The 25,242-nt window shown below is 69.3% G+C and carries 27 protein-coding genes; 16 read left to right on the top strand and 11 right to left on the bottom strand.

Features of this window, described 5'->3' with window-relative positions; translation table 11 throughout:
• From QZV97_RS07515 to QZV97_RS07495, 5 genes are read right to left on the bottom strand one after another with little or no spacing between them, the layout of a single operon-like run.
• Complete coding sequence (locus tag QZV97_RS07515) at window positions 1-1,059, bottom strand: Gfo/Idh/MocA family oxidoreductase (RefSeq protein WP_295640750.1); 1,059 nt, start codon at window positions 1,057-1,059, stop codon at window positions 1-3.
• 60 nt (window positions 1,060-1,119) lie between these two features.
• Complete coding sequence (gmd, locus tag QZV97_RS07510) at window positions 1,120-2,241, bottom strand: GDP-mannose 4,6-dehydratase (protein WP_295640748.1); 1,122 nt, start codon at window positions 2,239-2,241, stop codon at window positions 1,120-1,122.
• 32 nt (window positions 2,242-2,273) lie between these two features.
• On the bottom strand, window positions 2,274-3,212 hold the full coding sequence (locus QZV97_RS07505) for a GDP-L-fucose synthase (RefSeq protein ID WP_295640746.1): 939 nt from the start codon (window positions 3,210-3,212) through the stop codon (window positions 2,274-2,276).
• Window positions 3,213-3,214: 2 nt separating this feature from the next.
• Window positions 3,215-4,675 (bottom strand): mannose-1-phosphate guanylyltransferase/mannose-6-phosphate isomerase, encoded by a 1,461-nt coding sequence (locus QZV97_RS07500; protein ID WP_295640744.1) that lies wholly within the window; start codon window positions 4,673-4,675, stop codon window positions 3,215-3,217.
• 13 nt (window positions 4,676-4,688) lie between these two features.
• Complete coding sequence (locus tag QZV97_RS07495) at window positions 4,689-5,054, bottom strand: MarR family EPS-associated transcriptional regulator (protein ID WP_295640742.1); 366 nt, start codon at window positions 5,052-5,054, stop codon at window positions 4,689-4,691.
• A gap of 110 nt (window positions 5,055-5,164) precedes the next feature.
• On the opposite strand from QZV97_RS07495, the gene QZV97_RS07490 reads away from it, so the two are divergent.
• A complete protein-coding gene (locus QZV97_RS07490) occupies window positions 5,165-6,259 on the top strand; it encodes a glycosyltransferase (RefSeq protein ID WP_295640740.1) in 1,095 nt (364 codons plus the stop codon).
• Here the strand turns inward: QZV97_RS07490 and rfbC are convergent.
• Genes rfbC through rfbB form a run of 4 tightly spaced genes read right to left on the bottom strand, consistent with a single transcriptional unit; the run spans window position 6,256 to window position 9,698 of the window.
• Complete coding sequence (gene rfbC, locus QZV97_RS07485) at window positions 6,256-6,825, bottom strand: dTDP-4-dehydrorhamnose 3,5-epimerase (protein WP_295640737.1); 570 nt, start codon at window positions 6,823-6,825, stop codon at window positions 6,256-6,258. The genes QZV97_RS07490 and rfbC overlap by 4 nt on opposite strands.
• Window positions 6,826-6,830: 5 nt before the next feature.
• Complete coding sequence (rfbA, locus tag QZV97_RS07480) at window positions 6,831-7,712, bottom strand: glucose-1-phosphate thymidylyltransferase RfbA (RefSeq protein WP_295640735.1); 882 nt, start codon at window positions 7,710-7,712, stop codon at window positions 6,831-6,833.
• 25 nt (window positions 7,713-7,737) lie between these two features.
• Entirely contained in the window at window positions 7,738-8,634 is an 897-nt protein-coding gene (gene rfbD, locus QZV97_RS07475; RefSeq protein WP_295640733.1) for a dTDP-4-dehydrorhamnose reductase, read from the bottom strand.
• Entirely contained in the window at window positions 8,634-9,698 is a 1,065-nt protein-coding gene (rfbB, locus tag QZV97_RS07470) for a dTDP-glucose 4,6-dehydratase (RefSeq protein ID WP_295640731.1), read from the bottom strand. Before rfbB ends, rfbD begins: the two co-directional genes overlap by 1 nt.
• A 71-nt stretch (window positions 9,699-9,769) precedes the next feature.
• Here rfbB and QZV97_RS07465 point away from each other — a divergent pair, with 71 nt between their 5' ends.
• Window positions 9,770-11,212, top strand: a complete 1,443-nt coding sequence (locus QZV97_RS07465) for a DEAD/DEAH box helicase (protein WP_295640729.1) — start codon at window positions 9,770-9,772, stop codon at window positions 11,210-11,212.
• A 19-nt stretch (window positions 11,213-11,231) separates the two neighbouring features.
• On the opposite strand, the gene QZV97_RS07460 is transcribed toward QZV97_RS07465, so the two are convergent.
• Both QZV97_RS07460 and QZV97_RS07455 read right to left on the bottom strand, forming a co-directional pair.
• A complete protein-coding gene (locus QZV97_RS07460; RefSeq protein ID WP_295640727.1) occupies window positions 11,232-11,999 on the bottom strand; it encodes an SAM-dependent methyltransferase in 768 nt (255 codons plus the stop codon).
• Complete coding sequence (locus tag QZV97_RS07455) at window positions 11,996-12,607, bottom strand: Maf family nucleotide pyrophosphatase (RefSeq protein ID WP_295640725.1); 612 nt, start codon at window positions 12,605-12,607, stop codon at window positions 11,996-11,998. The genes QZV97_RS07460 and QZV97_RS07455 overlap by 4 nt, the downstream gene beginning before the upstream one ends.
• Window positions 12,608-12,653: 46 nt before the next feature.
• On the opposite strand from QZV97_RS07455, the gene QZV97_RS07450 reads away from it, so the two are divergent.
• The 14 genes from QZV97_RS07450 to QZV97_RS07385 all read left to right on the top strand — a co-directional run.
• The gene (locus QZV97_RS07450; RefSeq protein ID WP_295640722.1) at window positions 12,654-13,211 is read left to right on the top strand and encodes a DUF177 domain-containing protein; all 558 of its coding nucleotides are present in this window, start codon (window positions 12,654-12,656) and stop codon (window positions 13,209-13,211) included.
• A gap of 185 nt (window positions 13,212-13,396) precedes the next feature.
• Entirely contained in the window at window positions 13,397-13,579 is a 183-nt protein-coding gene (rpmF, locus tag QZV97_RS07445) for a 50S ribosomal protein L32 (RefSeq protein WP_295640720.1), read from the top strand.
• A 170-nt stretch (window positions 13,580-13,749) separates the two neighbouring features.
• On the top strand, window positions 13,750-14,850 hold the full coding sequence (gene plsX / locus QZV97_RS07440) for a phosphate acyltransferase PlsX (RefSeq protein WP_295640718.1): 1,101 nt from the start codon (window positions 13,750-13,752) through the stop codon (window positions 14,848-14,850).
• Window positions 14,847-15,839 carry a beta-ketoacyl-ACP synthase III gene (locus QZV97_RS07435; protein ID WP_295640716.1) on the top strand — a complete coding sequence of 331 codons (993 nt, stop codon included), beginning with the start codon at window positions 14,847-14,849 and terminating at the stop codon, window positions 15,837-15,839. Before plsX ends, QZV97_RS07435 begins: the two co-directional genes overlap by 4 nt.
• Window positions 15,840-15,899: 60 nt before the next feature.
• Window positions 15,900-16,838 (top strand): ACP S-malonyltransferase, encoded by a 939-nt coding sequence (gene fabD, locus QZV97_RS07430; protein ID WP_295640714.1) that lies wholly within the window; start codon window positions 15,900-15,902, stop codon window positions 16,836-16,838.
• Window positions 16,835-17,581, top strand: coding sequence for a 3-oxoacyl-ACP reductase FabG (gene fabG / locus QZV97_RS07425; RefSeq protein WP_295640712.1), 747 nt, complete (start codon window positions 16,835-16,837; stop codon window positions 17,579-17,581). The genes fabD and fabG overlap by 4 nt, the downstream gene beginning before the upstream one ends.
• 104 nt (window positions 17,582-17,685) lie before the next feature.
• The gene (gene acpP / locus QZV97_RS07420) at window positions 17,686-17,925 is read left to right on the top strand and encodes an acyl carrier protein (protein ID WP_295640710.1); all 240 of its coding nucleotides are present in this window, start codon (window positions 17,686-17,688) and stop codon (window positions 17,923-17,925) included.
• 34 nt (window positions 17,926-17,959) lie between these two features.
• The gene (gene fabF / locus QZV97_RS07415) at window positions 17,960-19,204 is read left to right on the top strand and encodes a beta-ketoacyl-ACP synthase II (RefSeq protein ID WP_295640708.1); all 1,245 of its coding nucleotides are present in this window, start codon (window positions 17,960-17,962) and stop codon (window positions 19,202-19,204) included.
• A gap of 40 nt (window positions 19,205-19,244) precedes the next feature.
• Complete coding sequence (locus QZV97_RS07410) at window positions 19,245-19,718, top strand: hypothetical protein (protein ID WP_295640706.1); 474 nt, start codon at window positions 19,245-19,247, stop codon at window positions 19,716-19,718.
• 3 nt (window positions 19,719-19,721) lie between these two features.
• Window positions 19,722-20,330 (top strand): RNA polymerase sigma factor RpoE, encoded by a 609-nt coding sequence (gene rpoE / locus QZV97_RS07405; protein ID WP_295640704.1) that lies wholly within the window; start codon window positions 19,722-19,724, stop codon window positions 20,328-20,330.
• A gap of 31 nt (window positions 20,331-20,361) precedes the next feature.
• Window positions 20,362-21,021: an RseA family anti-sigma factor gene (locus tag QZV97_RS07400; protein ID WP_295640701.1), complete on the top strand. Its 660-nt coding sequence runs from the start codon at window positions 20,362-20,364 to the stop codon at window positions 21,019-21,021.
• Between the two features lie 2 nt (window positions 21,022-21,023).
• Complete coding sequence (locus QZV97_RS07395; RefSeq protein WP_295640699.1) at window positions 21,024-22,079, top strand: MucB/RseB C-terminal domain-containing protein; 1,056 nt, start codon at window positions 21,024-21,026, stop codon at window positions 22,077-22,079.
• 69 nt (window positions 22,080-22,148) lie between these two features.
• Window positions 22,149-23,672 (top strand): DegQ family serine endoprotease, encoded by a 1,524-nt coding sequence (locus QZV97_RS07390; RefSeq protein WP_295640698.1) that lies wholly within the window; start codon window positions 22,149-22,151, stop codon window positions 23,670-23,672.
• 540 nt (window positions 23,673-24,212) lie between these two features.
• Window positions 24,213-25,242: GTP-binding protein (locus QZV97_RS07385; RefSeq protein WP_295640696.1), on the top strand; the 1,030-nt coding region annotated here is incomplete at its 3' end.

The following is a 25,242-nucleotide window of genomic DNA, read 5'->3' as shown; positions in this document are numbered from 1 at the left end:
TCAGCCGCGGCCCAGGCGCGAATGCTCGACGCGCAGTGGAAGCTTCACCTCGCGCCCGCTGGCCATCGATTCATACAGTGCCGCCACCAGCTCGAGGCTGCGGCGCCCCTCGTGCCCGTCCACCAGCGCCTGGCGGCCGCTGCGCAGGCAATCGACCACATGCTCGTAGTAGGCCTGGTGACCGAAGCCATAGACGTTCGGGGGGTTGACCGAATAGCGCTCAACGACGGCCTGGTCGTGCTCCTGCGCTTCGGTGAACTGCCAGGTGCGGATCTTGTTGACCGCGAAACCCGCAATCTCCACCGTGCCACCGGCACCCAGCACCGACAGCGAGCCTTCCAGATCTTTCGGACGCGTCGCGGCCGTGGCCTCGACCACACCGAGTGCGCCGTTGCGGAACTTGAGCGTCGCGACGCAGGTGTCTTCGGTCTCGATGTCGACCAGCGCCGTGCTGCCGCGCGCGTGCACGCTCTCGACCTCTCCCATGAACCACGTCAACATGTCCACGTGATGGCTGGCCTGGTTGGCGATGACGCCGCCATCCTGCGCCCAGGTACCGCGCCAATCGTCCTGGGCATAGTAGGCTTGGTCGCGGCACCAACGCACGCGCACCGTGCCCAGCACCAGCTGCCCGAAGCGGCCTGTGTCCAGCGCTTCGCGCGCCTTGACGACCGGCACATTGAAGCGGTTCTGCTTGACGACGAAGAGGCGCACGTCTGCAGCGTCGGCAGCCTCGATCATCGCGTCGCCATCGGCCAGCGTCAGAGCCATCGGCTTCTCGACGACGATGTGGCGCCTGGAGCGCGCGACCGCGATCACATGGGCAGCGTGCATGCCGCTCGGAGTCAGCACCGACACGACGTCGATGCCCGGACGCGCCAGTAATTCGTCGAGGGACGTGGTCCATGGGACGTCGTAGCGCTGGCCGAACGCTTCGGCCCTCTCGGGACGCACGTCGCAGACAGCTGACAGGCGAGCTCCGGCGATCTGTCCGGTGCCCAGCAACTCGGCGTGGCGCTTGGCAATGCGGCCGCAGCCGACAATGGCGAATTCAATCATGCGTCATGCGGGCCGGTGGCCCAGGCAGGGTCGTGGAAAGCGCCGTCGCTCGGCGAGAAATCACTCGTGATAGTCATACGCCTGGAACCCCGCCAGCTTCACCAGGCTGTCCCGCTTGGCCGACGCGTAGTCCGCCTCGACCATCTCCTTCACCAGCTCCGGCAGCGTGATCTTCGGCGTCCAGCCCAGCTTGGCCTTGGCCTTGCTGGGGTCGCCGAGCAGCGTTTCCACTTCGGTCGGGCGGTAGTAGCGGGGGTCGACCCGCACGATCACGTCGCCGACCTTGCAGCGCGCCTTGCTGCCGTTCACCGCCGCCACGATGCCGATCTCCGCGTCGCCCTGGCCCTCGAAGCGCAGCTCCACGCCCAGCTCCCTGGCCGAGAACTCCACGAACTGCCGCACGCTGTACTGCACGCCGGTGGCGATGACGAAGTCCTCGGCCTGCTGCTGCTGGAGCATCAGCCACTGCATCTCGACGTAGTCCTTGGCGTGGCCCCAGTCGCGCAGCGCCGACAGGTTGCCGAGGTACAGGCAGTCCTGCAGGCCCAGCGCGATGCGCGCCATCGCGCGGGTGATCTTGCGCGTGACGAAGGTCTCGCCGCGCAGCGGGCTCTCGTGGTTGAAGAGGATGCCGTTGCAGGCGTACAGGCCGTAGGCCTCGCGGTAGTTGACGGTGATCCAGTAGCCGTAGAGCTTGGCCACCGCATAGGGGCTGCGGGGGTAGAAGGGCGTGGTCTCCTTCTGCGGGATCTCCTGCACCAGGCCGTAGAGCTCGCTGGTGCTGGCCTGGTAGAAGCGGGTCTTCTTCTCCAGGCCCAGGATGCGGATGGCCTCCAGGATGCGCAGCGTGCCGATGCCGTCGGCGTTGGCGGTGTACTCCGGCGTCTCGAAACTCACCGCCACGTGGCTCATGGCCGCCAGGTTGTAGATCTCGTCCGGCTGCACCTGCTGGATGATGCGGATCAGGTTGGTGCTGTCGGTCAGGTCGCCGTAGTGCAGCGTGAAGCGCTGGTGGTCGACGTGCGGGTCCTGGTACAGGTGGTCGATGCGGTCGGTGTTGAAGAGGCTGGCGCGGCGCTTGATGCCATGCACCTGGTAGCCCTTGTTCAACAGCAGCTCGGAGAGGTAGGCGCCGTCCTGGCCGGTCACGCCGGTGATGAGGGCAACTTTCGGTGTCGTCATGGTCGGAAGGGGCGAAGGGTGGGGTGGCCGGCTCAGCCGTGGAAGGGGGCGTGGTCGTACGCGAGGCGGATGCCGTCGCGCAGGCCGGTGCGCGCGCGCCAGCCCAGGCCCGCGAGGCGCGACACGTCCAGCAGCTTGCGCGGCGTGCCGTCGGGCTTGCCGCTGTCGAAGCTGATGCGGCCCTTGAAGCCGACGACGTCCATCACGGTCTGGGCCAGCTCGCGGATGGTCACGTCCTCGCCGGTGCCGATGTTGACCAGCGGACCGTCGTAGCCCTGCTCGGCCAGGTGCACGCAGGCATCGGCCAGGTCGTCCACGTACAGGAACTCGCGCCGCGGCGTGCCGCTGCCCCAGACCACGTACTCGGCGTCGCCGCGCAGCCTGGCCTCGTGGGCCTTGCGGATCAGCGCCGGCAGCACGTGGCTGCTGGCGAGGTCGTAGTTGTCGTTGGGGCCGTACAGGTTGGTCGGCATCACGCTCACGTACTGGCGGCCGTGCTGGCGGTTGTAGCTCTCGCACAGCTTGATGCCGGCGATCTTGGCGATCGCATAGGGCTCGTTGGTGGGTTCGAGCGGGCCGGTGAGCAGGTAGTCCTCGCGGATCGGCTGCGGGCAGTCGCGCGGGTAGATGCAGCTGGAGCCCAGGAACATCAGCCGCTGCACGCCGGCCAGGTGGGCGCCGTGGATCAGGTTGGCCTCGATGAGCAGGTTCTGGTGCAGGAAGTCGGCGCGGAACTGGTCGTTGGCCTGGATGCCGCCGACCTTGGCGGCCGCGATGAAGATGTAGTCGGGCCGCTCGGCGTCCAGGAAGGCCTGCACCGCGCGCGGGTCCAGCAGGTCCAGCTGGTCGCGGCCGCGGCACAGCACCTGGCGGTAGCCGCCGGCCTGGAGCCGCCGCACCAGCGCGCTGCCGACCATGCCGCGATGGCCGGCGACGTAGACCTTGGCGTCCGGGGTGATGCCTGCACTCATCGTCAGCTGCGTCCGTAGGTGTCTTCGTAGCGCACGATGTCGTCCTCGCCCAGGTAGCTGCCGGACTGGACCTCGATGATCTCGAGCGCGGTCTTGCCGGGGTTGGCGAGGCGGTGCACTTCGCCGAGCGGGATGTAGGTGCTCTGGTTCTCGGTCAGCAGCAGCTTCTTCTCGCCGCAGGTCACCTCGGCGGTGCCGGTGACGACGATCCAGTGCTCGGCGCGGTGGTGGTGCTTCTGCAAACTGAGCGACGCGCCGGGCTTGACCATGATGCGCTTGACCTGGAAGCGCGGGCCGTGGTCGATGCTGTCGTACCAGCCCCAGGGCCGGTAGACCTTGCGGTGCAGGGCGAGCTCGCCGCGCTGCTCGCGCCCGAGGCGGCCGACCACCTGCTTCACGTCCTGGCTGTGCGCCCGGTCGGTGACCAGCACGGCGTCGGGCGTCTCGACGATGACGATGTTGTCGACACCGACGGCGCTGACGAGCCGGCTGGTCGCATGGACCAGCGTGTTGCGGCTGTCGTGCAGCAGCGCGTCGCCGACCACTGCGTTGCCGTGCGCGTCCTTGTCGGTCACTTGCCAGACGGCATCCCAGGCGCCCAGGTCGCTCCAGCCGGCATCGAGCGGCAGCATGCGGATGTCGTAGGCGCTGCCGGGGCAGCGCTCCATCACCGCGTAGTCCACCGACTCGGACGGGATGGCCGCGAACTCGGCCTTGCCCGGCCGCACGAAGCTGCCGTCGGTGCCGCGGGCCTGCCAGGCGGCGCGCGACGCGGCCAGGATGTCGGGGCGGAAGCTCTCCAGCGCCTTCAGCCACGCCGAGGCGCGCAGCACGAACAGGCCGCTGTTCCAGAAATAGCAGCCCTCGGCCAGGTAGCGCACCGCGGTGTCGGCGTCCGGCTTCTCGACGAACTGCGCGACGCAGGCGGCCTGGCCATCGGCGGCGTCGGCGCTGCGGATGTAGCCGAAGCCGGTCTCGGGGTGGTCCGGCACGACGCCGAGGATCACGATGGCGCCGCCGGCCGCCGCGCGCGCGGCCTGGCGCAGCGATTCGCAGAAGGTGCCCGGGTCGGTCACCGTCTGGTCGGCCGGCGACACCACCAGCACCGGGTCCTGGCCGCCTTCCAGGGCCTGCAGCGCGGCGAGCGTCAGCGCCGGAGCGGTGTTGCGCCCGACCGGCTCGAGCAGCAGGCGCGCCGCGCCGTCGAGCTTGAGCTCGCGCAGCTGGTCCAGCACCATGAAGCGATGTTCCTCGTTGCCCACGATGAGCGGCGCCGCGACCGTGATGCCGTCGTCGACGAGGTCCACCGTGCGCTGCACGGCCTGCTGGAACAGCGTGCGTTCTCCGTTCAGCACGAGGAACTGCTTCGGGTAGCCGGCGCGCGACAGCGGCCACAGGCGCGTACCGCTGCCGCCGGCCATGACGACCGGCTGGATCTGCAGGGAGGAGGGCTGAGTCGTCATGTCGTCGTGACCTTCATCGTCCGGCACGGGTTTCGCGCTCGACTTCAGCGCGCAGGGTCGCCAGCGTAGCCTGCAGTCGCTCGAACTCGGCCTCCTTGCGTAACAGGAAGCTGCGGGTGAGGCGCAGTTTTTCTCGCACGCCGGCCGGCGTCAGCAGGTAGGCATAGGCCAGCTTGCGGTCGCTGCGGCGGAAGTTGCTCATCTTGAGCTGGCCGCGCTCGAGCAGCGCGCGCAGCACGTAGTTGGTCTTGCCCAGGCTCAAGCCCAGCGCGCGGGACAGTTCGCGTTGCGACAACTCGGGCTGCTCGGCCAGCAGCCGCAGGACCTCGAGGCGCGTGGCCTCGGGGTCGGCAGTGGCATGCAGGGTGAGCGGCGACACGGTGGGCGGAGTGCGTTCAGCGGGTGAACAGTAGTGTAGCCACGATGCCGCGAGCCGGAACCCCGGGCCACTCGAACGCGGGTCCGCCGGGGCGCTGGCTACACTGCCGCATGCTGTTGTTTCTTCTTGCGCTCGCGGTGTCGGCCGCGGCCACGCTGCTGCTCGTTCGCTCGGCCCGATCGCACGGCCACCTCTCCGCCGATGCCGACATGTCGGGCCCCCAGAAGTTCCACGTTCGGGCCGTTCCGCGGGTCGGCGGCATCGGCATCGCCTGCGGCCTGGCGGCAGCGATCTTCGTCTACGCCTCGCGCGTCGGCGATGCCGGGTCGGCGCTGGCGATCGGTCTGCTGGCCTGCGGCCTGCCGGCCTTCGCCGCCGGTCTGACCGAGGACCTGACGAAGCGCGTGGCGCCACGCTACCGCCTGGCCGCCACCGCGCTGTCGGCGCTGCTGGCGGTGCACGTGCTCGGCGCGACGATCGCGCGCACCGACCTGTGGGGCCTGGACTGGGTGGCGTCCTATCCGGCCGGCGCCGCCTTCCTGGCCGTCTTCGTCGTCGCCGGCATCGCCAACGCGGTGAACATCATCGACGGCTTCAACGGCCTGGCGTCGATGTGCGTGGTGATGATGCTGCTGGCCATCACCTACGTGGCCTACCAGGTCGGCGACTCGACGATCGCGAGCCTGGCCCTCATCGGCGCCGGCGCGGTGCTCGGTTTCTTCGTGTGGAACTACCCGGCCGGGCTGATCTTCCTGGGCGACGGCGGGGCCTACTTCCTGGGCTTCTACGTGGCCGAGCTCAGCATCCTGCTGCTGCATCGCAACCCCGATGTCTCGCCGCTGTTCCCGCTGCTGATGGCGATCTACCCGGTGTTCGAGACGCTGTTCTCGATGTACCGCCGCAAGTTCGTGCGCGGCCAGGCGATGGGCATGCCCGACGGCGTGCACCTGCACAGCCTGATCTACCGCCGCGTGCTGCGCTGGGCCATCGGCAGCCGCGACGCCAAGCAGCTGACCCGGCGCAACTCGATGACGGCGCCCTACCTGTGGCTGCTGTGCCTGCTGGCGATCGTGCCCAGCCTGCTGTGGTGGGACGACTCCCGCGTGCTGGGCGGCTTCATCGTGCTGTTCGGCGTCGGCTACGTGCTGCTGTACGCCTCCATCGTGCGCTTCCGGGCGCCGCGCTGGATGGTGCTGAGACGCTAGCCGCCGAACAGGTCGGCGGCGGCGAAGGCCGGCGCGGCGGCGTCCTTCGGTGCCAGCAGCGGCGAGCTTCCAAGCGAGGGCCAGGCGATGCCGAGTTCGGTGTCGTCCCAGCGGATGCTGCGCTCGCAGTCGCGCGCGTACACATCGGTCGTCTTGTAGAGGAAGTGGGTGTCGTCCTCGAGCGCGACGAAGCCGTGCGCGAAGCCCTCGGGGATCCACAACATGCGCTTGTTGGCCTCGGTGAGCTCGGCACCGACCCAGCGCCCGAAGGTCGGCGAGCCGCGGCGGATGTCGACCGCCACGTCCCACGCCGATCCCCGCACCACGCGCACCAGCTTGCCTTGCGCATGCGGCGGCAGCTGGTAGTGCAGGCCGCGCAGCACGCCGCGCTTCGAGCACGAGTGGTTGTCCTGCACGAAGGCCCGCGGGGCAGGCAGCCCCAGCGTCGCCAGCTCGGCGTGGAAGCGCGCCTCGTTGAAGCTCTCGTAGAACCAGCCGCGGTCGTCGCCGAAGACGGCGGGCTCGACGAGGACGACGTCGCGGATTTCGGTGGGCAGCAGCTTCATGGGGCTCAGAACACGCGGTCGCTCAGCAGCTTGATCAGGTACTGGCCGTAGCCGTTCTTCAGCATCGGCTGCGCCAGGCGCTGCAGCTGCTCGGCGTCGATCCAGCCGGCCCGGTAGGCGATCTCCTCGGGGCAGGCGACCTTGAGGCCCTGGCGCTTCTCGAGCGTGGCGATGAACTGGCCGGCCTCGAGCAGGCTGTCGTGCGTGCCGGTGTCGAGCCAGGCGTAGCCGCGGCCCATGATCTCGACGCCCAGCTGGCCGCGAGCCAGGTAGCGGGCATTGACCTCGGTGATCTCCAGCTCGCCGCGCGCCGAGGGCTTGATGTCGGCGGCGATGTCGCAGACCTGGGCGTCGTAGAAGTACAGGCCTGTCACCGCGTAGCTGCTCTTGGGCCGGACCGGCTTTTCTTCGATGCTGACGGCGGCCTGGTTCGCGTCGAACTCGACGACGCCGTAGCGCTCGGGGTCCTGCACGTGATAGGCGAACACCGTGGCACCGTCGGTGCGCGTCGCGGCGCGGCCCAGCAGCGTGTGGAAGTCGTGGCCGTAGAAGATGTTGTCGCCGAGCACCAGCGCACTGGGTCGACCATCGACGAAGCGGCGGCCCAGGATGAAGGCCTGCGCCAGGCCGTCGGGCGAGGGCTGGACGCAATAGCTCAGGTTGAGGCCCCACTGGTGGCCGTCGCCCAGCAGTGCCTCGAAGCGCGGCGTGTCTTGCGGCGTGCTGATGACAAGGATGTCGCGGATGCCCGCCAGCATCAGCGCCGCCAGCGGGTAATAGACCATCGGCTTGTCGTAGACCGGCAGGAGCTGCTTGCTCACGGCCAGGGTCGCCGGGTGCAGCCGGGTGCCGGAACCGCCGGCGAGGATGATGCCTTTGCGTTGCATGCCTGGGTCTCGCGTGAAGGAAGGGTCAGCCCAGCACTTCGCTGAGCATGCGCTCGACCCCGACCTGCCAGTGCGGCAGGTGCAGGCCGAAGGCGGCGCGCAACTTGCCGGTGTCGAGCCGCGAATTGAGCGGGCGCTTCGCGGGCGTGGGGAAGGCCGTGGTCGGCACGGCCGCGATCGCGTCGGCCGGTACCTTGATGGCGTGGCCGCGTTGGCGTGCCCACTCGATGACGAAGCGCGCGTAGCCGTGCCAGCTGGTCTCGCCGGCCGCGACCGCGTGGTAGGTGCCCGCCAGCTCGGGACGCTGCATCGCCGAGCGCAGCATCAGCGACGTCAGGTCGGCCAGCAGGTCGGCACCGGTCGGCGCGCCGATCTGGTCGTCGATGACGGTGAGCTTGTCGCGCTCGGCGGCCAGCCGCAGCATCGTGCGAGCGAAGTTGCCGCCGCGTGCCGCGTAGACCCAGCTGGTGCGCAGGATCAGGTGGCGGCAGCCGCTGGCGCGGATCGCGTCTTCGCCGGCCAGCTTGCTGCGGCCGTAGACGCTGAGCGGGCCGGTCGGCGCGTCTTCGGTGCGCGCGGCGTCACCGCTGCCGTCGAAGACGTAGTCGGTCGAGTAGTGGGCCAGCCAGGCACCCAGCTCCGCGGCTTCCTGCGCCAGCACCGCCGGAGCCTCGGCGTTCAGGGCCAGCGCCAGGGCGGGCTCGTTCTCGGCCTTGTCGACGGCGGTGTGCGCGGCGGCATTGACGATCACGTCGGGCCGCACCGTGCGCACCGTCGCGGCCAGCGACAGGGGCTTGGCGAAGTTGCCGCTCAAGGGGCCGGGGCTGTCGAAGTCGAGCGCGACGACCTCGCCCAGCGGCGCCAGCGCCCGCTGCAGCTCCCAGCCGACCTGGCCGTTCTTGCCGAACAGCAGGATCTTCATCAGGCGCGCGCCGCGTAGTTGGTGGCGATCCAGTCGCGGTAGGCCCCGCTGCGGACGGCGGTGGTCCAGGCGCCGTTGTCGAGGTACCAGCGCACGGTCTTGGCGACGCCGGTCTCGAAGCTCTCTGCGGGCCTCCAGCCGATCTCGCGCTCGATCTTGCGCGGGTCGATGGCGTAGCGCCGGTCGTGGCCGGGGCGGTCCTTGACGAAGGTGATCAGGTCCTCGTAGCGGCCGGACGCACGCGGGCGCAAGGCGTCGAGCTCGCGGCAGATCGTCGTCACGACGTCGAGGTTGCGAACCTCGTTCTTGCCGCCGACGTTGTAGGTCTCGCCGACGCGGCCCTTGACGAGCACCTGGCAGATCGCCTCGCAATGGTCGCGCACGTAGAGCCAGTCGCGGATGTTCTGACCGTCGCCGTAGATCGGCAGCGGCTTGCCGTCGAGCGCGTTCAGGATCACCAGCGGGATCAGCTTCTCGGGGAAGTGGTAGGGGCCGTAGTTGTTGCTGCAGTTGGTGGTCAGCGTCGGCAGGCCGTAGGTGTGGTGGTAGGCGCGCACCAGGTGGTCGCTGCCCGCCTTGCTGGCCGAGTACGGGCTGTTCGGGGCGTAGGACGTGGTCTCGTTGAAGGCCGGGTCGGTGTCGGACAGCGAGCCGTAGACCTCGTCGGTCGAAACGTGCAGGAAGCGAAACGCATCCTTCTCCGACGCCGGCAACGTCTGCCAGTGGGCCCGGGCCTCCTCGAGCAGGGAGAAGGTGCCCACCATGTTGGTCTGGATGAACTCGCCGGGCCCGTGGATGGACCGGTCGACGTGGCTCTCGGCCGCGAAGTGCAGCACGGCGCGCGGCCGGTGCTCGGCGAGCAGCCGGCGCACGGTGTCGCGGTCGCAGATGTCGGCCTGAACCAGACTGGCCCGCCCGGCGGCCAGGTGCTCGGCGATGGTCTGCGGGTTGCCGGCGTAGGTGAGCTTGTCCAGCACCAGGATGGGCTCGGTCTCGCCGCGCCCGAACCAGTGATGCACGAAGTTGCCACCGATGAAGCCGGCACCACCTGTCAGAAGGATCATGGCGCCGGATTCTAGGTGTCGGAAACCTTGCGCCGGCCCACCGAGACGGGGTGGCCGATAATCCTGCCCAGATGGAATTCACACCCGAATCGGCGCCCGAGTCCGCGCCCCCCGCCCGTTTCGACACCCTCGCACTCGATCCCAAGCTGTTGCGAGCGGTGGCCGAGTCCGGTTACCTGACGATGACCCCGATCCAGGCCAAGGCGATTCCCTTGGTGCTGCAGGGGCGCGACGTGATGGGCGCGGCGCAGACCGGCACGGGCAAGACCGCCGCCTTCTCGCTGCCGCTGTTGCAGAAGATGCTGCGGCACGAGAGCAGCAGCACGTCGCCGGCGCGCCATCCGGTGCGGGCGCTGGTGCTGGCGCCGACGCGCGAGCTGGCCGACCAGGTGGCCAACAACGTCAAGACCTACTCCAAGCACACGGCGCTGCGTGCCACCGTGGTGTTCGGCGGCATCGACATGAAGCCCCAGACCGCCGAGCTCAAGCGCGGCGTCGAGGTGCTGATCGCGACGCCGGGTCGCCTGCTCGACCACATCGAGGCGAAGAACTGCTCGCTGTCGCAGGTCGAGTACGTGGTGCTCGACGAGGCCGATCGCATGCTGGACATCGGCTTCCTGCCGGACCTGCAGCGCATCCTGAGCTACCTGCCGAAGCAGCGCCAGACGCTGCTGTTCTCGGCCACGTTCTCGCCCGAGATCAAGAAGCTGGCGCAGAGCTACCTGCAGGACCCGATCCTGGTCGAGACGGCCCGGCCCAATGCCACGGCCTCGACGGTGGAGCAGCGCTTCTACCGCGTCGAGGAAGACGACAAGCGCCGCGCGGTGCGCCAGCTGCTGAAGGATCGCGAGATCTCGCAGAGCATCGTCTTCGTCAACTCCAAGCTCGGCGCCGCGCGGCTGGCGCGAGCCTTCGAACGCGACGGTCTCAACACCCAGGCCCTGCATGGCGACAAGTCGCAGGACGAGCGTCTGAAGGCGCTGGCCGCCTTCAAGGCCGGCACGGTGGATCTGCTGGTGGCGACCGACGTGGCGGCGCGCGGACTCGACATCGCCGACCTGCCGGCGGTCTTCAACTTCGACGTGCCCTTCAATGCCGAGGACTACGTGCACCGCATCGGCCGCACCGGCCGCGCCGGTCAGTCGGGCCTGGCGATCACGCTGGTCGACCGCGACGACAGCCGCCTGGTGTCCGACATCGAGAAGCTGATCAAGAAGAAGCTCGACATCGAGCCGCTCGAGCTGGACGACGACCGGCCGCGTCGCCCGCCGCGGCGCGACGAGGGGCCGCGCGAGGACGTGCGGGCCGAGACGCGCCCCGAGCGGGCCTTCGCGCCGGCCCCGCGGCGCCCCGGGCCGCCCCCGTCCGATCCGTTCTTCAACCAGCCCTACGAAGCCCAGGCCGATGCCGAACCGGCCTGGGAGAAGCCGGCGCAGGCTCCCGCGCCGGCGACCGGGCTGTCGAAGTACATCAAGTCCAGGAAGAAGGTCGCTTCGCTGCTGGGCGGCAAGTAGCCGCTCGCCGCGGACCGTCTCACGCGGCCTGCAGCGCGAACACGGCCGGCACGTCGGCCGGCAGTTCCACAGCCTGCTGGCGCCACTGCGCGACGTTCGCGGTGCGGCTCCAGCCGCCGGCGAGCGTCAGGCCGCAGCTGATCGACAGCCGGGTCGTCGGCGCCAGGACGTCGAGCAAGGCCCGCAGCAGCGCTGTGTTGCGGTACGGTGTCTCGATCATCAGCTGCGTCTGCGCGAGCTGCCTCGACAGCGTCTCCAGCTCCCTCAGACGGCGCGCCTGCGCGGTGGCTTCCTGCGGTACGTAGCCGACGAACGCGAAGCTCTGGCCGTTGAGCCCGCTCGCGGCCAGCGCCAGCAGCAGCGAACTCGGGCCGGCGAGCGGCAGCACCGTCAGCCCCAGCGCGTGCGCGGCGGCGACCAGCTGTGCGCCGGGGTCCGCCACGCCCGGCAGTCCGGCGTCGCTGATCAGCCCGATGTCGGCGCCGGCCGTGGCCGGCGCCAGCAGCGGGCGCAGGTCGGGCGCCGGGTCGGTCGCTCGACCCTTGGGCGGACGCGGCAGCTCGCGGATGTCGAGCGCCTGCAGCGGCGCCAACAGCGGCACGAGCGCGTCGACGCGCTTGAGGAAGGCGCGGGTGACCTTGGCGTCCTCGCACACCCAGTGGCGCAGCCGGGCGGCTGTCTCGATCACGCCCTGCGGCAGCACTCCGCGCAAGTCCGGCAGCGCCGAACCCGCCCGCAGCGTGCCCAGGTCGAGCGTGTTGGGTACGAGGATGAGTCGACCGCTCATCGATCGGCGGCGCCCAGGGGGTCGAGGCCGGCCTCACGCAGCAGCCGGGCGGTAGCGATCAGCGGCAAGCCGATCAGCGCCGTGGGATCGCCGGACTCGATGGCGTCGAGCAGCACGATGCCCAGCCCCTCGGACCTGGCGCTGCCGGCGCAGTCATAGGGCTGCTCGGCGCGCAGGTAGGTCTCGATCTCGGCATTGTCGAGCGGACGGAAGCGAACGGTGACCGGCACCCGCAGCACGCGCTCGAAGCCGGCTTCGGGGCGCAACACGGCCAGCGCGGTGTGGAAGATGACCGTGCGGCCGCTCATCTGGCCCAGCTGCGCGACGGCCGCCGCATGGCCGCCCGGCTTGCCGATCGGCTGGCCGTCGAGGTCGGCAACCTGGTCGGACCCCAGCGTGATCGCTTGCGGGTGTCGCGCCGCCACGGCGCGTGCCTTGGCCAGCGCCAGGCGCTCGGCCAGCGCGGCCGGCAGCTCGCCGGCCAGCGGCGTCTCGTCGACGTCCGGGGCGTGGACATCGAACGGCAGCCTCAGCCGCTCCAGCAGCTCGCGGCGGTAGCGGGAGGTCGAGGCCAGGATCAGCCGGGGGCGGGGCGGGGTGGGACTCATGCACCGATTGTCGACGCGCCTAAACTCGCGGCCCGACCCCCGATCGATGATGTCCAAGGAGTACGACCCGCTGCGACTCGACGTGGCGGCCTTCGCGGCCGCCGGCGCGAGCCTGTCCGGCCACTGGCCGGTGACCAGCCTGCCGCGGATCGCCGGCAGCGCGAGCACCGAAGCGGCGCCGGCGGCCGGGGACCAGGTCGAGTGGTCGGCCGAAGGCGAGCAGCGCCGACGCGAGGGGAGCCCGGCGGAGGTCTGGCTTCGGTTGCGGGCCAGGGTGCGACTTGGCCTTCAGTGCCAGCGTTGCCTGTCGCCCGTCGTGGAGACCATCGAGTGCGATCGCCGGCTCCGCTTCGTCGCCGGTGCGCGGCAAGCCGAGTCGCTGGACGCCGAGAGCGAAGACGATGTGCTCGAACTGACGCGCCAGCTCGACCTGCGGGAGCTTGTCGAGGACGAGTTGCTGCTGTCCATGCCCATCGTGCCGAGGCACGCCGTCTGCCCCGAGCCGCTCGAGCTGCCGGCCGAGTCGCCGCAGCCCGCAGACCCGGCGGCGCCGCACCCCTTCGCCGCGCTGCAGGCCCTGAAAGGGCCGGGTCGCAAGCACTGAGAGTGCCCGCTACCGGTGCTACAATCTGCGGCTTTTCTGGGCTCAGGGCCGCCTTTCGGGCACCTGTGGGGCCTGGAGCAGCCGGTAGCGTCGCTGCCGGATTCGAAGCTTCGCCGCAGGGCCCCAGGGCACTCGGCAGTCTCGCCGGCCCCGTCCGGGCGAGCGCAAGACCCCAGGAGCCCATCATGGCCGTTCAGCAGAACAAGAAGTCCCCGTCGAAGCGCGGCATGCACCGCTCGCACAACGCCCTGACCACGCCGGGCACCGCCGTCGAGCCCACCACCGGAGAGACGCACCTGCGTCATCACATCAGCGCGACCGGCTTCTACCGGGGCCGCAAGGTCCTCAAGACCAAGGCGGATGCCTGAATCCTGCCGGCCCGCGCCCTGGGGCGCAGGCCGTTGCCGACGAGAGGCCCGACGCCCGACCGCCCCGCAGGCCGTCGGGCGTTGTCATTGCAGCGCCGCTTGCCAGCGCGCGTTGCAGCGCTTAGCGTCGCGACCGTGACAGGACTCCTCGCCGGACCCCGTCCGAACCGATGAACGAATCTTCTGCCGTGTCGCCCGTTGCCGGGGTGCGTCTCGCCGTCGACTGCATGGGCGGCGACCACGGGCCGTCCGTCACCCTGCCGGCCTGTCGCGCATTCCTGGCGGCGCACCCTGGGGCCGAACTGTTGCTCGTCGGCCGGCCGGAGGCCTTGGCCGAGGCGGCGTCCTGGCCGCGTTGCACCATCGTGCCGGCGAGCGAGGTGGTGACGATGGACGATCCCGTCGAGGTGGCGCTGCGCCGCAAGCGCGACTCCTCGCTGCGCGTGGCGATCAACCAGGTCAAGCCGATCGACGGCGCCCTCGCGGCGGCCCAGGCCTGCGTGTCCGCAGGCAACACCGGCGCGCTGATGGCCGTCGCGCGCTACGTGCTCAAGACGCTGGACGGCATCGACCGTCCGGCGATCGCGACCGTGATGCCGAACCAGAACGACGGCCACACCACGGTGCTGGACCTCGGCGCCAATGTCGACTGCACGGCCGAGCACCTGCTGCAGTTCGCGGTGATGGGCAGTGCCCTGGTGGCAGCGGTCGAAGGCAAGGACGATCCCAGCGTCGGCCTGCTCAACATCGGCGAGGAAGCCATCAAGGGCAGCGACACGATCAAGCGCGCCGGGGAGCTGCTGCGCGCCGCCGCTGCCGGTGGGCACCTCAACTTCGTCGGCAATGTCGAGGGCAACGACATCTTCACCGGCCGCACCGACATCGTCGTGTGCGACGGCTTCGTCGGCAATGTCGCGCTCAAGACGGCGGAAGGCCTGGCTTCGATGCTCTCGAGCTTCATCCGTCAGGAGTTCACGCGAACCTGGTACGCCAAGCTGGCGGCCGTCGTGGCGCTGCCGGTGCTGAAGCACTTCAAGAATCGCGTCGACCACCGTCGCTACAACGGCGCGGCCCTGCTCGGGCTGCGCGGACTGGTCTTCAAGAGCCACGGCTCGGCCGACGCCTTCGCCTTCGAGCAGGCGCTGAACCGCGCTTATGATGCGGCGCGAAATCGACTGCTCGACCGGGTCCACGACCGCATCCTCGAGACGCTGCAGGCCCTGCCGGCCGAAGCGGGCTCTTCCGGCGGGCCGGTCCCTCAAGCCGCATGACCCAGACCGCCTTCCCGCGCTTCACGCGCATCGCCGGCACCGGCAGCTACCTGCCCCCGCGGCGGCTGACCAACGCGCAGCTCGCTGCCCAGTTGGCCGAGCAGGGGGTCGAGACCTCGGACCAGTGGATCGTCGAGCGCACGGGCATCCGGGCGCGGCACTTCGCCGACGACGGCGTCGTGTGCAGCGATCTGGCCCTGCACGCCGCGCGCCATGCACTCGAGGCCGCTGGCCGGCAGGCCGGCGAGATCGACCTGATCATCGTGGCGACCTCGACGCCGGACATGGTGTTCCCGTCGACGGCCTGCCTGCTGCAACAGAAGCTCGGCATCGCCGGCTGCCCGGCCTTCGACGTGCAGGCCGTGTGCTCGGGTTTCGTCTATGCGCTGACGGTCGCCGACTCGATGATCCGCACCGGGGCGGCGAGCCGGGCGCTGGTGATCGGTTCGGAAGTGTTCTCGCGCATCCTCGACTTCACGGACCGCACGACCTGCGTCCTGTTCGGCGACGGCGCGGGCGCCGTCGTGCTGGAGGCGAGCGACGCGCCCGGCATCCTGGCCACCGACCTGCATGCCGATGGTCGCCACGTCGGCATCCTGTGCACGCCCGGTACCGTGGCGGGTGGCAAGGTGCTGGGCGATCCGCTGCTCAAGATGGACGGCCAGGCCGTGTTCAAGCTGGCGGTCCGGGTGCTGGAGGAGTCGGCGCGTGCCGTGCTCGACAAGGCGGGGCGCCAGGACAGCGACATCGACTGGCTGATCCCTCATCAGGCCAACATCCGCATCATGCAAGGCACGGCCAAGAAGCTGAAGCTCCCGCTCGAGAAACTCGTCGTCACCGTCGACGAGCACGGCAACACTTCGGCCGCCTCCATCCCGCTGGCGCTCGACCATGCGGTGCGCAGCGGCCAGGTCAAGCGTGGCGACACCGTCATGCTCGAAGGCGTCGGCGGTGGATTCACCTGGGGCGCGGTGCTGCTCGACCTCTGAGCGCGCCGCGCGGCTCGCCACCCATCCGGGAACCACAGGAACATCAGGAGACTCGCCGGAATGTCCGCCTTCGCATTCGTCTTTCCTGGCCAGGGCTCGCAGAGCGTCGGCATGCTCGACGCCTGGGGCGATCATGCGGTCGTGCGCGACACGCTGGCCGAGGCGTCCGCCGCGCTGGGCGAGGACCTCGCAGCGCTGATCCGCATCGGGCCGAAGGAGGCCCTGGACCTGACCGCCAATACGCAACCCGTGATGCTGGCAGCCAGCATCGCCTGCTACCGCGCATGGCTGGCGGAGACCGGCCGCCGGCCGGCCATCGTCGCCGGCCACTCGCTCGGCGAGTACAGCGCCCTGGTCGCGTCCGGGGTGCTGACCCTGGCCGAGGCGGTGCCGCTGGTGCGGCTGCGTGCCCAGGCAATGCAGGACGCGGTGCCCGTCGGCACCGGGGCGATGGCCGCGATCCTGGGCCTCGAGGCCGATGCCGTCCGCGCTGGCTGTGCCGACGCTGCCGCGGCCACTGGCGAGGCGGTCGAGGCGGCGAACTACAACGATCCCAGGCAGACGGTCATCTCCGGCAGCAAGGCGGCGGTCGACAAGGCCTGCGAGCTCCTGAAGGCGGCCGGCGCGAAGCGCGCCCTGCCTCTGGCCGTGTCCGCGCCTTTTCACTCCAGCCTGATGAAGCCGGCCGCCGAGCGGCTGCGCGAGCGCCTCGTCGACGTGCCCCTGGCGGCGCCGCAGATCCCGGTGCTGAACAACGTCGACGTCGCGGTCGAGACCGAGCCGGCGCGGATCCGCGACGCGCTCTACCGCCAGGCCTTTGGCGCCGTGCGCTGGGTCGAGACGGTGCAGGCGCTCAAGGCCCGAGGCATCAGCCAGGTGGCCGAGTGCGGTCCGGGCAAGGTGCTGGCCGGCCTGGTGAAGCGGATCGATGCCGACCTGGTGGCGGTCAACATCTTCGACGCGGCCAGCCTGGCCGATGCCAAGGGGGTGTTGGCATGAGTACGGCCGACATGACGGGGCAGGTGGCACTGGTCACCGGCGCGAGCCGCGGCATCGGGCAGGCCATCGCCGCCACGTTGGCAGTGCGAGGCTTCAAGGTCGTCGGCACGGCGACCACCGAGGCCGGGGCCTCGGCGATCGGTGAGGCGCTGGCGCCCCACGGCGGGCGCGGCATGGCGCTGAACGTGACCGACGCGGCGGCCCTCGACGCCGCCTTCGACGCGATCGTCAAGCAGGATGGCGGCTTGCACGTGCTGGTCAACAACGCCGGCATCACGCGCGACCAGCTGTCGATGCGCATGAAGGACGAGGACTGGGACGCCGTGCTCGACACCAATCTGAAGGCGGTTTTCCGCGCCTGCCGTGCGGCGATCCGCCCGATGATGAAGCAGCGCTATGGGCGCATCGTCAACATCACCTCGGTGGTCGGAGCCAGCGGCAATCCAGGCCAGTCCAATTACGCGGCGGCCAAGGCGGGGGTGGCCGGCATGACGCGCTCGCTGGCCCGCGAACTGGGCAGCCGCGCCATCACGGTCAACTGCGTGGCGCCGGGCTTCATCCAGACCGACATGACCGACGGGCTGCCCGAGGCCCAGAAGGCCGCGCTGCTGGCTCAGATCCCGCTGGGCCGCCTGGGCTCGCCGCAGGAGATCGCCGATGCGGTGGCCTTCCTGGCGTCGCCCCGGGCCGGCTACATCACCGGGACCGAGCTGCACGTCAACGGCGGGATGTTCATGGACTGAGGCCGCTGCGGCGGTGCGGATCGCGGCCCCCGGGCGTCCCGGGGCTGTCACCCCGGTGCCATTAGAATCACCGGCTGTTTTTGCTAACTCTCCTTGGAGGAGTCATGAGCGACATCGAAGCACGCGTCAAGAAGATCATCGCCGAGCAACTCGGCGTGGCCGAAGGCGAAGTGAGCAACGAGAAGGCCTTCGTCGCGGATCTGGGCGCGGACTCGCTGGACACGGTCGAACTGGTGATGGCCCTCGAAGACGAGTTCGGCATCGAGATCCCGGACGAAGAGGCCGAGAAGATCACGACCGTCCAGCTCGCGATCGACTACGCCAAGTCCCACGCCAAGGCCTGAGGCCGAGGCGTCAACCTCCTCGTTTTTCCCGCGCATGAGCCGCCGTCGCGTCGTCGTGACCGGGCTCGGGCTCGTGACCCCCGTGGGCAACACGGTGGCGGAGTCCTGGGCCAACCTGGTGGCCGGCAAGTCCGGCATCGCCACCGTCAGCAAGTTCGATGCGTCGAACCTGGCGTGCCGCATCGCCGGCGAGGTCAAGGGCTTCCGGATCGAGGATTACCTCCCGGCCAAGGAAGCGCGTCACATGGACACCTTCATCCACTACGGCCTGGCAGCGTCGCTGCAGGCGGTGAAGGATGCGGGGCTGCCCACCGGCGTGGCGTTGAACGAAGAGCAGGCCGAGCGCATCGGCTGCATGGTCGGGTCGGGCATCGGCGGGCTGCCGATGATCGAGGAGACGCACTCCGAGTACGTCGCGCGCGGCGCGCGACGCATCTCGCCGTTCTTCGTGCCGGCGTCGATCATCAACATGATCTCCGGGCACCTGTCGATCCTGTGCGGCTACACCGGCCCCAACCTGGCGATCGTCACGGCCTGCACCACCGGCCTGCATTGCATCGGCCAGTCGGCCCGCATGATCGAGGCGGGCGACGCCGACGTGATGATCGCAGGCGGTGCCGAGAGTACCGTTTCGCCGCTGGGCATCGGGGGCTTCGCGGCGGCACGGGCGCTGTCCACGCGCAACGACGATCCGACCACGGCGTCGCGTCCCTGGGACAAGGACCGCGATGGTTTCGTGCTCGGCGAAGGCGCCGGCGTGATGGTGCTCGAGTCCTACGACCACGCCAAGGCGCGTGGAGCGCGGATCTACGCCGAGCTCGCCGGCTTCGGCATGGGGGCCGACGCCTTCCACATGACAGCGCCCAACGTCGATGGCCCGAAGCGCAGCATGCGCGCTGCGCTGCGCAATGCCGGCATCGATGCGGACCAGGTGCAGTACCTCAATGCGCACGGCACCTCGACGCCGCTCGGCGACGTCAACGAGACCAACGCCATCAAGCTGGCCTTCGGCGACCACGCCAGGAAGCTGGTCGTGAACTCGACCAAGTCGATGACCGGTCACCTGCTGGGTGGTGCCGGCGGGATCGAGTCGGTGTTCAGCGTGCTGGCCTTGCACCACCAGGTGTCTCCGCCCACGATCAACATCTTCAACCAGGATCCCGAGTGCGACCTGGATTACTGCGCCAACACGGCGCGCGAGATGAAGATCGAGCACGCGGTGAAAAACAACTTCGGCTTCGGCGGGACCAACGGCACGCTCGTGTTCCGGCGCGCCTGAGACCTGCCGAGCCGCCCCTGCCTCGATCCCCGACCGAGCAATGCAAGCGGCGCCCGCCGTGGCGGTGGAAGTGAAGCCCGACAGGGTGAGTCATCTCGCACTGTGCGGGCTGGCCGGCGTGAGCCTGACAGTGGCCGTGGTCTGGGCGATGCAGCGGGGCGACAAGCTTGGCTGGGGAGTTCTGGTGCTGGTCGTGATCGGCCTGCTGGTGGCGCTGCCGGGTCTCCTGCGAATGGCGATCCGGCGACTGCGTTGGGATGGGCAGGTCTGGCATCTGAGCACACAGGACCGCCTGGCGGAGCCTGCGGCGGTCGGGCAGGTCGCGGTGGCGCTCGATCTCGGTGACTGGATGCTCCTGCGCTTCGAGCCGGCCTCACGGTCGACGGCGGCGGCGCAGCGCTGGCTGCCGGTGTCGCGCGAGACGATCGGACCGTCGTGGCATGCGTTGCGTTGTGCCGTCCACGCCCGTCGATCCGCGGCGGTGCCCGCTGCGCCCGCCGGACCCGCCTTCTGACGCATGAGCACCGAAGTCGATGCCCTGCTGGTGGACCGCGTCAAGCAGGGCGATGTCCGTGCCTTCGAGATGCTGGTCGTCAAGTACCAGCGTCGCATCGAGCGGCTGATCGGCCGCATGGTGCGCGATGTCGACCTGGTGCCGGACATCGCCCAGGAGACCTTCATCCGCGCCTACCGGGCGCTGCCGCAGTTCCGTGGCGAGAGCGCCTTCTACACCTGGCTGTACCGGATCGCCGTCAACACAGCCAAGAAGACCCTGGGCGACCTGAAGCGCGACCCGCTCGTGACCGAATCCGCACGCATGGGCCGCGACGAGGACGGGGAGGAAACTTCCCGGGTGGAGAACGAACTAACCGATGGCGAGACGCCGGAAGCCCTTCTGGCCTCGAAGCAGATTGCCGCCGCGGTGAACTCCGCGATCGAGGATCTGTCCGAGGATCTGCGGCAGGCGATCACGCTGCGCGAGATCGAGGGCCTGAGCTACGAAGAGATCGCGGAAGTGATGAACTGTCCCATCGGCACGGTGCGCTCGCGGATCTTCCGGGCGCGCGAGGCGATCGCCGAGCGTCTGCGTCCGATGCTGGAGCAGCGCTCCGGCGAGCGCTGGTAAGCGGGCGACCGCAGTTTTTTGGAGTGAAGCGATGAGCGTTTCAGATCCTCTGACGCCGGAGGCCCTGTCGGCCCTGGTGGATGGCGAAGCCGATGCCGGCATGGCGGCGGCAGCCAGCGCGCTCTGGCGCGACGACGCGGCGACGCGGGCACGCTGGCACAGCTACCAGCTGATCGGCGACGTCCTGCGCTCCGACGAGCTGGGCGGGTGCGGTCGCGATGCCGAGTTCCTGCGGACGCTGCGCAAGCGGCTGGAGCAGGAACCGACCGTCATCGCGCCGGCCGCCAGCTTGCGACCGATCCGCAGCCGTCGTGCCGTTGCGCTGCGTCGCTGGGCGCCGCCGGCAGCCATTGCCGCGGGTTTCCTGGCGGTCGCGGGGGCCTTGACCGTGACGCGTGTGTCGTCTCCGCCGCCGGCGTCGCCGCAACTCGTGCAGGCGCCTCCGGTGGTCGTGGCTCAGCCCGTGCCCGTCGTGGCTGCGGCTTCGGCGATGGCCCCGGAGACGCTGACCAGCGCGGTGCCCGAACGGGCCGAGCCGGCCACCGGCGTGCTGATCCGCGACGCTCGCATCGACCAGTACCTCGCGGCGCACAAGCAGTTCGGGGGCAGTTCGGCGCTGGGCGTGCCGTCCGGCTTCCTGCGCAGCGCCACCTACGAAGTGCCAGGCGCCGTGGCGGCGGGTTCGCGCTGAGCATGCTGCCGACCCTCGCGGCCAGCGGCCGGCGATCGCTACTGCCCGCCCTGCTGGCGGTGGCGCTGTGGCCGTCGGTCGGCCGAGCCCAGGGCGGCGATCCGCTGGTCGAGGCGCGCGAGGCGCGCCATTGGCTCGCGCGCATCCATGCGGCCGCCGAGCAATACAACTTCCAGGGCATCTTCGTCGTGTCGGCGGGAGGGACCGTCGCGAGCTCCCGCATCGCCCACTACTGCGAGGGTCGTAACCAGTTCGAGCGCATCGAGTCGCTCGATGGCCTGAAGCGTCAGGTCTATCGCCACAACGAGGTGGTGCACAGCTTCTGGCCGCACCGCCGGCTCGCCGTGATCGAGACGCGGCAAGCCATGAGCCAGTTTCCGGCGCTGCTGCCCGATGGGGCCGAACGCATCGTCCAGCACTACGACGTGAAGTCGCTCGGTGCCGGTCGCGTCGCCGGGCACGATGCCAACGTACTGCTGCTGCAGCCGAAGGACGGGTACCGTTTCGGCTATCGGCTTTGGGCCGAGAAGGCCAGCGGGCTGCTGTTGCGTGCCGAAGTCTTCGACGAGCGGGAAGTCGTGCTCGAGGCGTCGGCCTTCTCGGAGCTGATGCTCAACGTCAAGCCGCGGGCCGATCTCGTGCTCCAGGCGATGAAGCGGCTCGATGGCTACCGCGTTCAGCGCCTCGCTTTGCAAGAGACCGAACTGGCGCGCGAGGGCTGGGTGCTGAAGCAGCCGCCGCCGGGCTTCCGGCCGGTCAGCAGTGTCCGCCGGCTGATGGCGGCTTTCGATGCCGACCCGCCGCCGACAACGGGTCCTGCGTCGGGCGCCGATGCCGCTGGCGCGGCAGTGCAGGCGATCTTCTCCGACGGCCTGACGCATGTCTCCATCTTCATCGAGCCCTTCGACGCCGCCGTTCACCGGCGAGAGGTGCTGATGGCGGTGGGCGCCACGCAGACGCTGGTCAAGCGCAAGGGCGACTGGTGGGTCACCGTGATCGGCGACGTGCCGGTCATCACGCTGCGGGCTTTCGCGGCGTCGCTGGAACCCCGCCGCTGATTCCGTGATCTATCGCGTGCCGGGTGGTCCGGCGCGACCTTGATCGTCGATCGTATGCATGAGGTGATGATGAGAACCGGAACCGATGTCGTGCAGGCGTCCTGGAGCCTGCGTTCGTGGATGGCAGTCATGGCGGCCGTCGCGGCGGCGCTCGTCGTCCTCGGCGGGCTTGCATTGCCGCGCCCGGGGCATGCGCAGGGCAACCCGGCCACGGTGCGGGGCCTGCCCGACTTCACCGACCTCGTCGAGCAGGTCGGGCCCGCGGTCGTGAACATCCGCACCACCGAGCGCGTGCGGGGCGGGCAGCGCGGCAGCGCTCCCGAGATGGACGAGGAGATGCAGGAGTTCTTCCGCCGCTTCTTCGGCACGCCGCCCGGCCAGCTGCCAGGTCGACCCGATCCGCGGCGCGGCGACCCGCGCCAGCAGGCGCCCGAGCAGGAGCAGCAGCGTGGTGTCGGCTCCGGCTTCATCTTCACGCCCGACGGCTACGTGATGACCAATGCGCACGTCGTCGATGGCGCCGACGAGGTCTACGTCACGCTGACCGACAAGCGCGAGTTCAAGGCCAAGATCATCGGCGCGGACCGGCGCACCGATGTGGCAGTCGTGAAGATCGAGGCGAGCGGCCTGCCGTCGGTGAAGATCGGTGACGTCGGCAAGCTCAAGGTCGGCGAGTGGGTGATGGCGATCGGCTCGCCCTTCGGTCTGGACAACACCGTCACGGCCGGCATCGTCAGCGCCAAGGCTCGCGAGACCGGCGAGTTCGTCGCCTTCATTCAGACCGACGTGGCGATCAACCCCGGCAACTCCGGCGGGCCGCTGATCAACATGCGCGGCGAGGTGGTCGGCATCAACTCGCAGATCCTCAGCCGCTCCGGCGGCTTCATGGGCGTGTCCTTCGCCATCCCGGTCGACGAGGCGACGCGTGTCGCCGACCAGCTGCGCGCCACGGGGCGCGTCGTGCGGGGGCGGATCGGCGTGCAGATCGGCGAAGTGACCAAGGATGTGGCCGAGTCGCTGGGGCTCGGCAAGGCGGCTGGTGCGCTGGTGCGCTCGGTGGAATCCGGCGGGCCGGCCGACAAGGCCGGCGTCGAACCGGGCGACATCATCACGCGCTTCGAAGGCAAGCCGGTCGAGCGCTCGTCCGACCTGCCGCGCCTGGTCGGTGGCACGAAGCCCGGCAGCAAGTCGTCGCTGCAGGTGTTCCGCCGCGGCAGTGCCAAGGACCTGAGCGTGACCGTCGCGGAACTGGAGCCGGAACGCGCCCGCCGCGCGGCCGCGCCGGAAGGCAAGCCAGCGCCCGCGCCAAGCGTGGCGGTCGGCGCGCTGGGGCTGACGCTGGCCAATCTGAGCGACGATCAGAAGCGCGAGCTCAAGCTGAAGGGCGGCGTGCGCATCGAGGCCGTCGAGGCGGCGGCGGCGCGCGCGGGGCTGCGTGAAGGCGATGTCATCCTGTCGGTGGCGAACGTCGAGATCACCGACGTGAAGCAGTTCGAGTCGGTGCTGGCGAAGCTCGACAAGAGCAAGCCTGTGAACGTGTTGTTCCGCCGTGGCGAGTGGGCCCAGTACGCGCTGATCCGACCTGTCAAGTGAGCCCGGCCCTGCAGCGGCAGGGCGACAACACCCGGCAACCCTAGCTCGTTGCCGGGTTTTTCATCTTCTGGAAGCCGCGCGACGATCGCCGGAAAAAGTCGAGAAAGGCACTATGTGTGCTTGTGCACACATTCAAGCTGGATAGTCTATTGATGACTATTTGATACTTAATGATTGATTTATATAAAAAAATTAGATCATTGATGGAGCCAATAAAGGCGCCAAAAATCATCCACAGGAGGCCCACAAGGCTTTGTTTATAAGTTGTGTATAATTTTCCATGTTGGTGCACTGCAACGTCGCGAAAGCCAGTGCTGGCGCGGCTTTCCGCGGGGTCGATCTGGCTACAATGAAAGTCCAACGAAGCAGTTGCCATACGTTTTTTGTTGGAAGGCGCGTCACCGGTTTGACGTGCCTTTTTTTTATGTCCGGCACGGCCCTCCGGGCCTTCACATCGCTTCGCGATATGAGCCTTCCGTGCAACGGCTACGCCGTTGTAGCTCTCGCGTCGGCGTAGTCAGCAGGTAGCACGAAGGTCAGATGGACCACATCCGCAATTTCTCGATCATTGCCCACATCGACCACGGCAAGAGCACGCTGGCCGATCGGCTCATCCAGCGTTGCGGCGGCCTGAGCGATCGGGAAATGGAGGCGCAGGTGCTCGACTCGATGGACATCGAGCGCGAGCGCGGCATCACGATCAAGGCGCAGACCGCGGCGCTGACCTACCGGGCCCGCGACGGGCAGGACTATCAGCTCAACCTGATCGACACCCCCGGCCACGTCGACTTCAGTTACGAGGTCAGCCGCTCGTTGTCGGCCTGCGAGGGCGCGCTGCTGGTGGTCGACGCGAGCCAGGGCGTCGAAGCCCAGACCGTGGCCAATTGCTACACGGCGCTGGATCTCGGCGTCGAGGTCGTGCCGGTCCTGAACAAGATGGACCTGCCGCAGGCCGATCCGGACAACGCCAAGGCCGAGATCGAGGACGTGATCGGCATCGACGCCGAGCATGCGATTCCCTGTTCGGCCAAGACCGGCGAAGGCATCGACGAGATCCTGGAAGCCGTGATCGCCCGCATGCCGCCGCCCCGCGGCCGGCCCGACGGCCCGCCGCGCGCGATGATCATCGACTCCTGGTTCGACAACTACGTCGGCGTCGTGATGCTGGTGCGCGTGGTCGATGGCGTCCTGAAGAAGGGCGACCGGATCCGCATGATGGCGACGAACACCGTCTACGGACTGGAGCAGCTGGGTGTGTTCACGCCCAAGTCGGTGCAGCGGGACGAGTTGCGTGCCGGCGAGGTCGGCTTCCTGATCGCCGGCATCAAGGAGCTGCAGGCCGCCAAGGTCGGCGACACCATCACGCTCGAGAAGAAGCTGCCCAACAACGCCGGCCCGGCGTCCGAGGCGCTGTCTGGCTTCAAGGAGATCCAGCCGCAGGTCTTCGCCGGGCTCTACCCGACCGAGGCCAGCGAGTACGACTCGCTGCGCGACGCGCTCGAGAAGCTCAAGCTCAACGACAGCAGCCTGCGCTACGAGCCGGAAGTCAGCCAGGCGCTGGGCTTCGGCT

The organism is uncultured Methylibium sp., assembly GCF_902826655.1.
Lineage (GTDB): Bacteria > Pseudomonadota > Gammaproteobacteria > Burkholderiales > Burkholderiaceae_C > Methylibium.
Note: the sequence above shows the minus strand (reverse complement) of the source record. Positions and strands in the feature narration are given on the sequence as shown.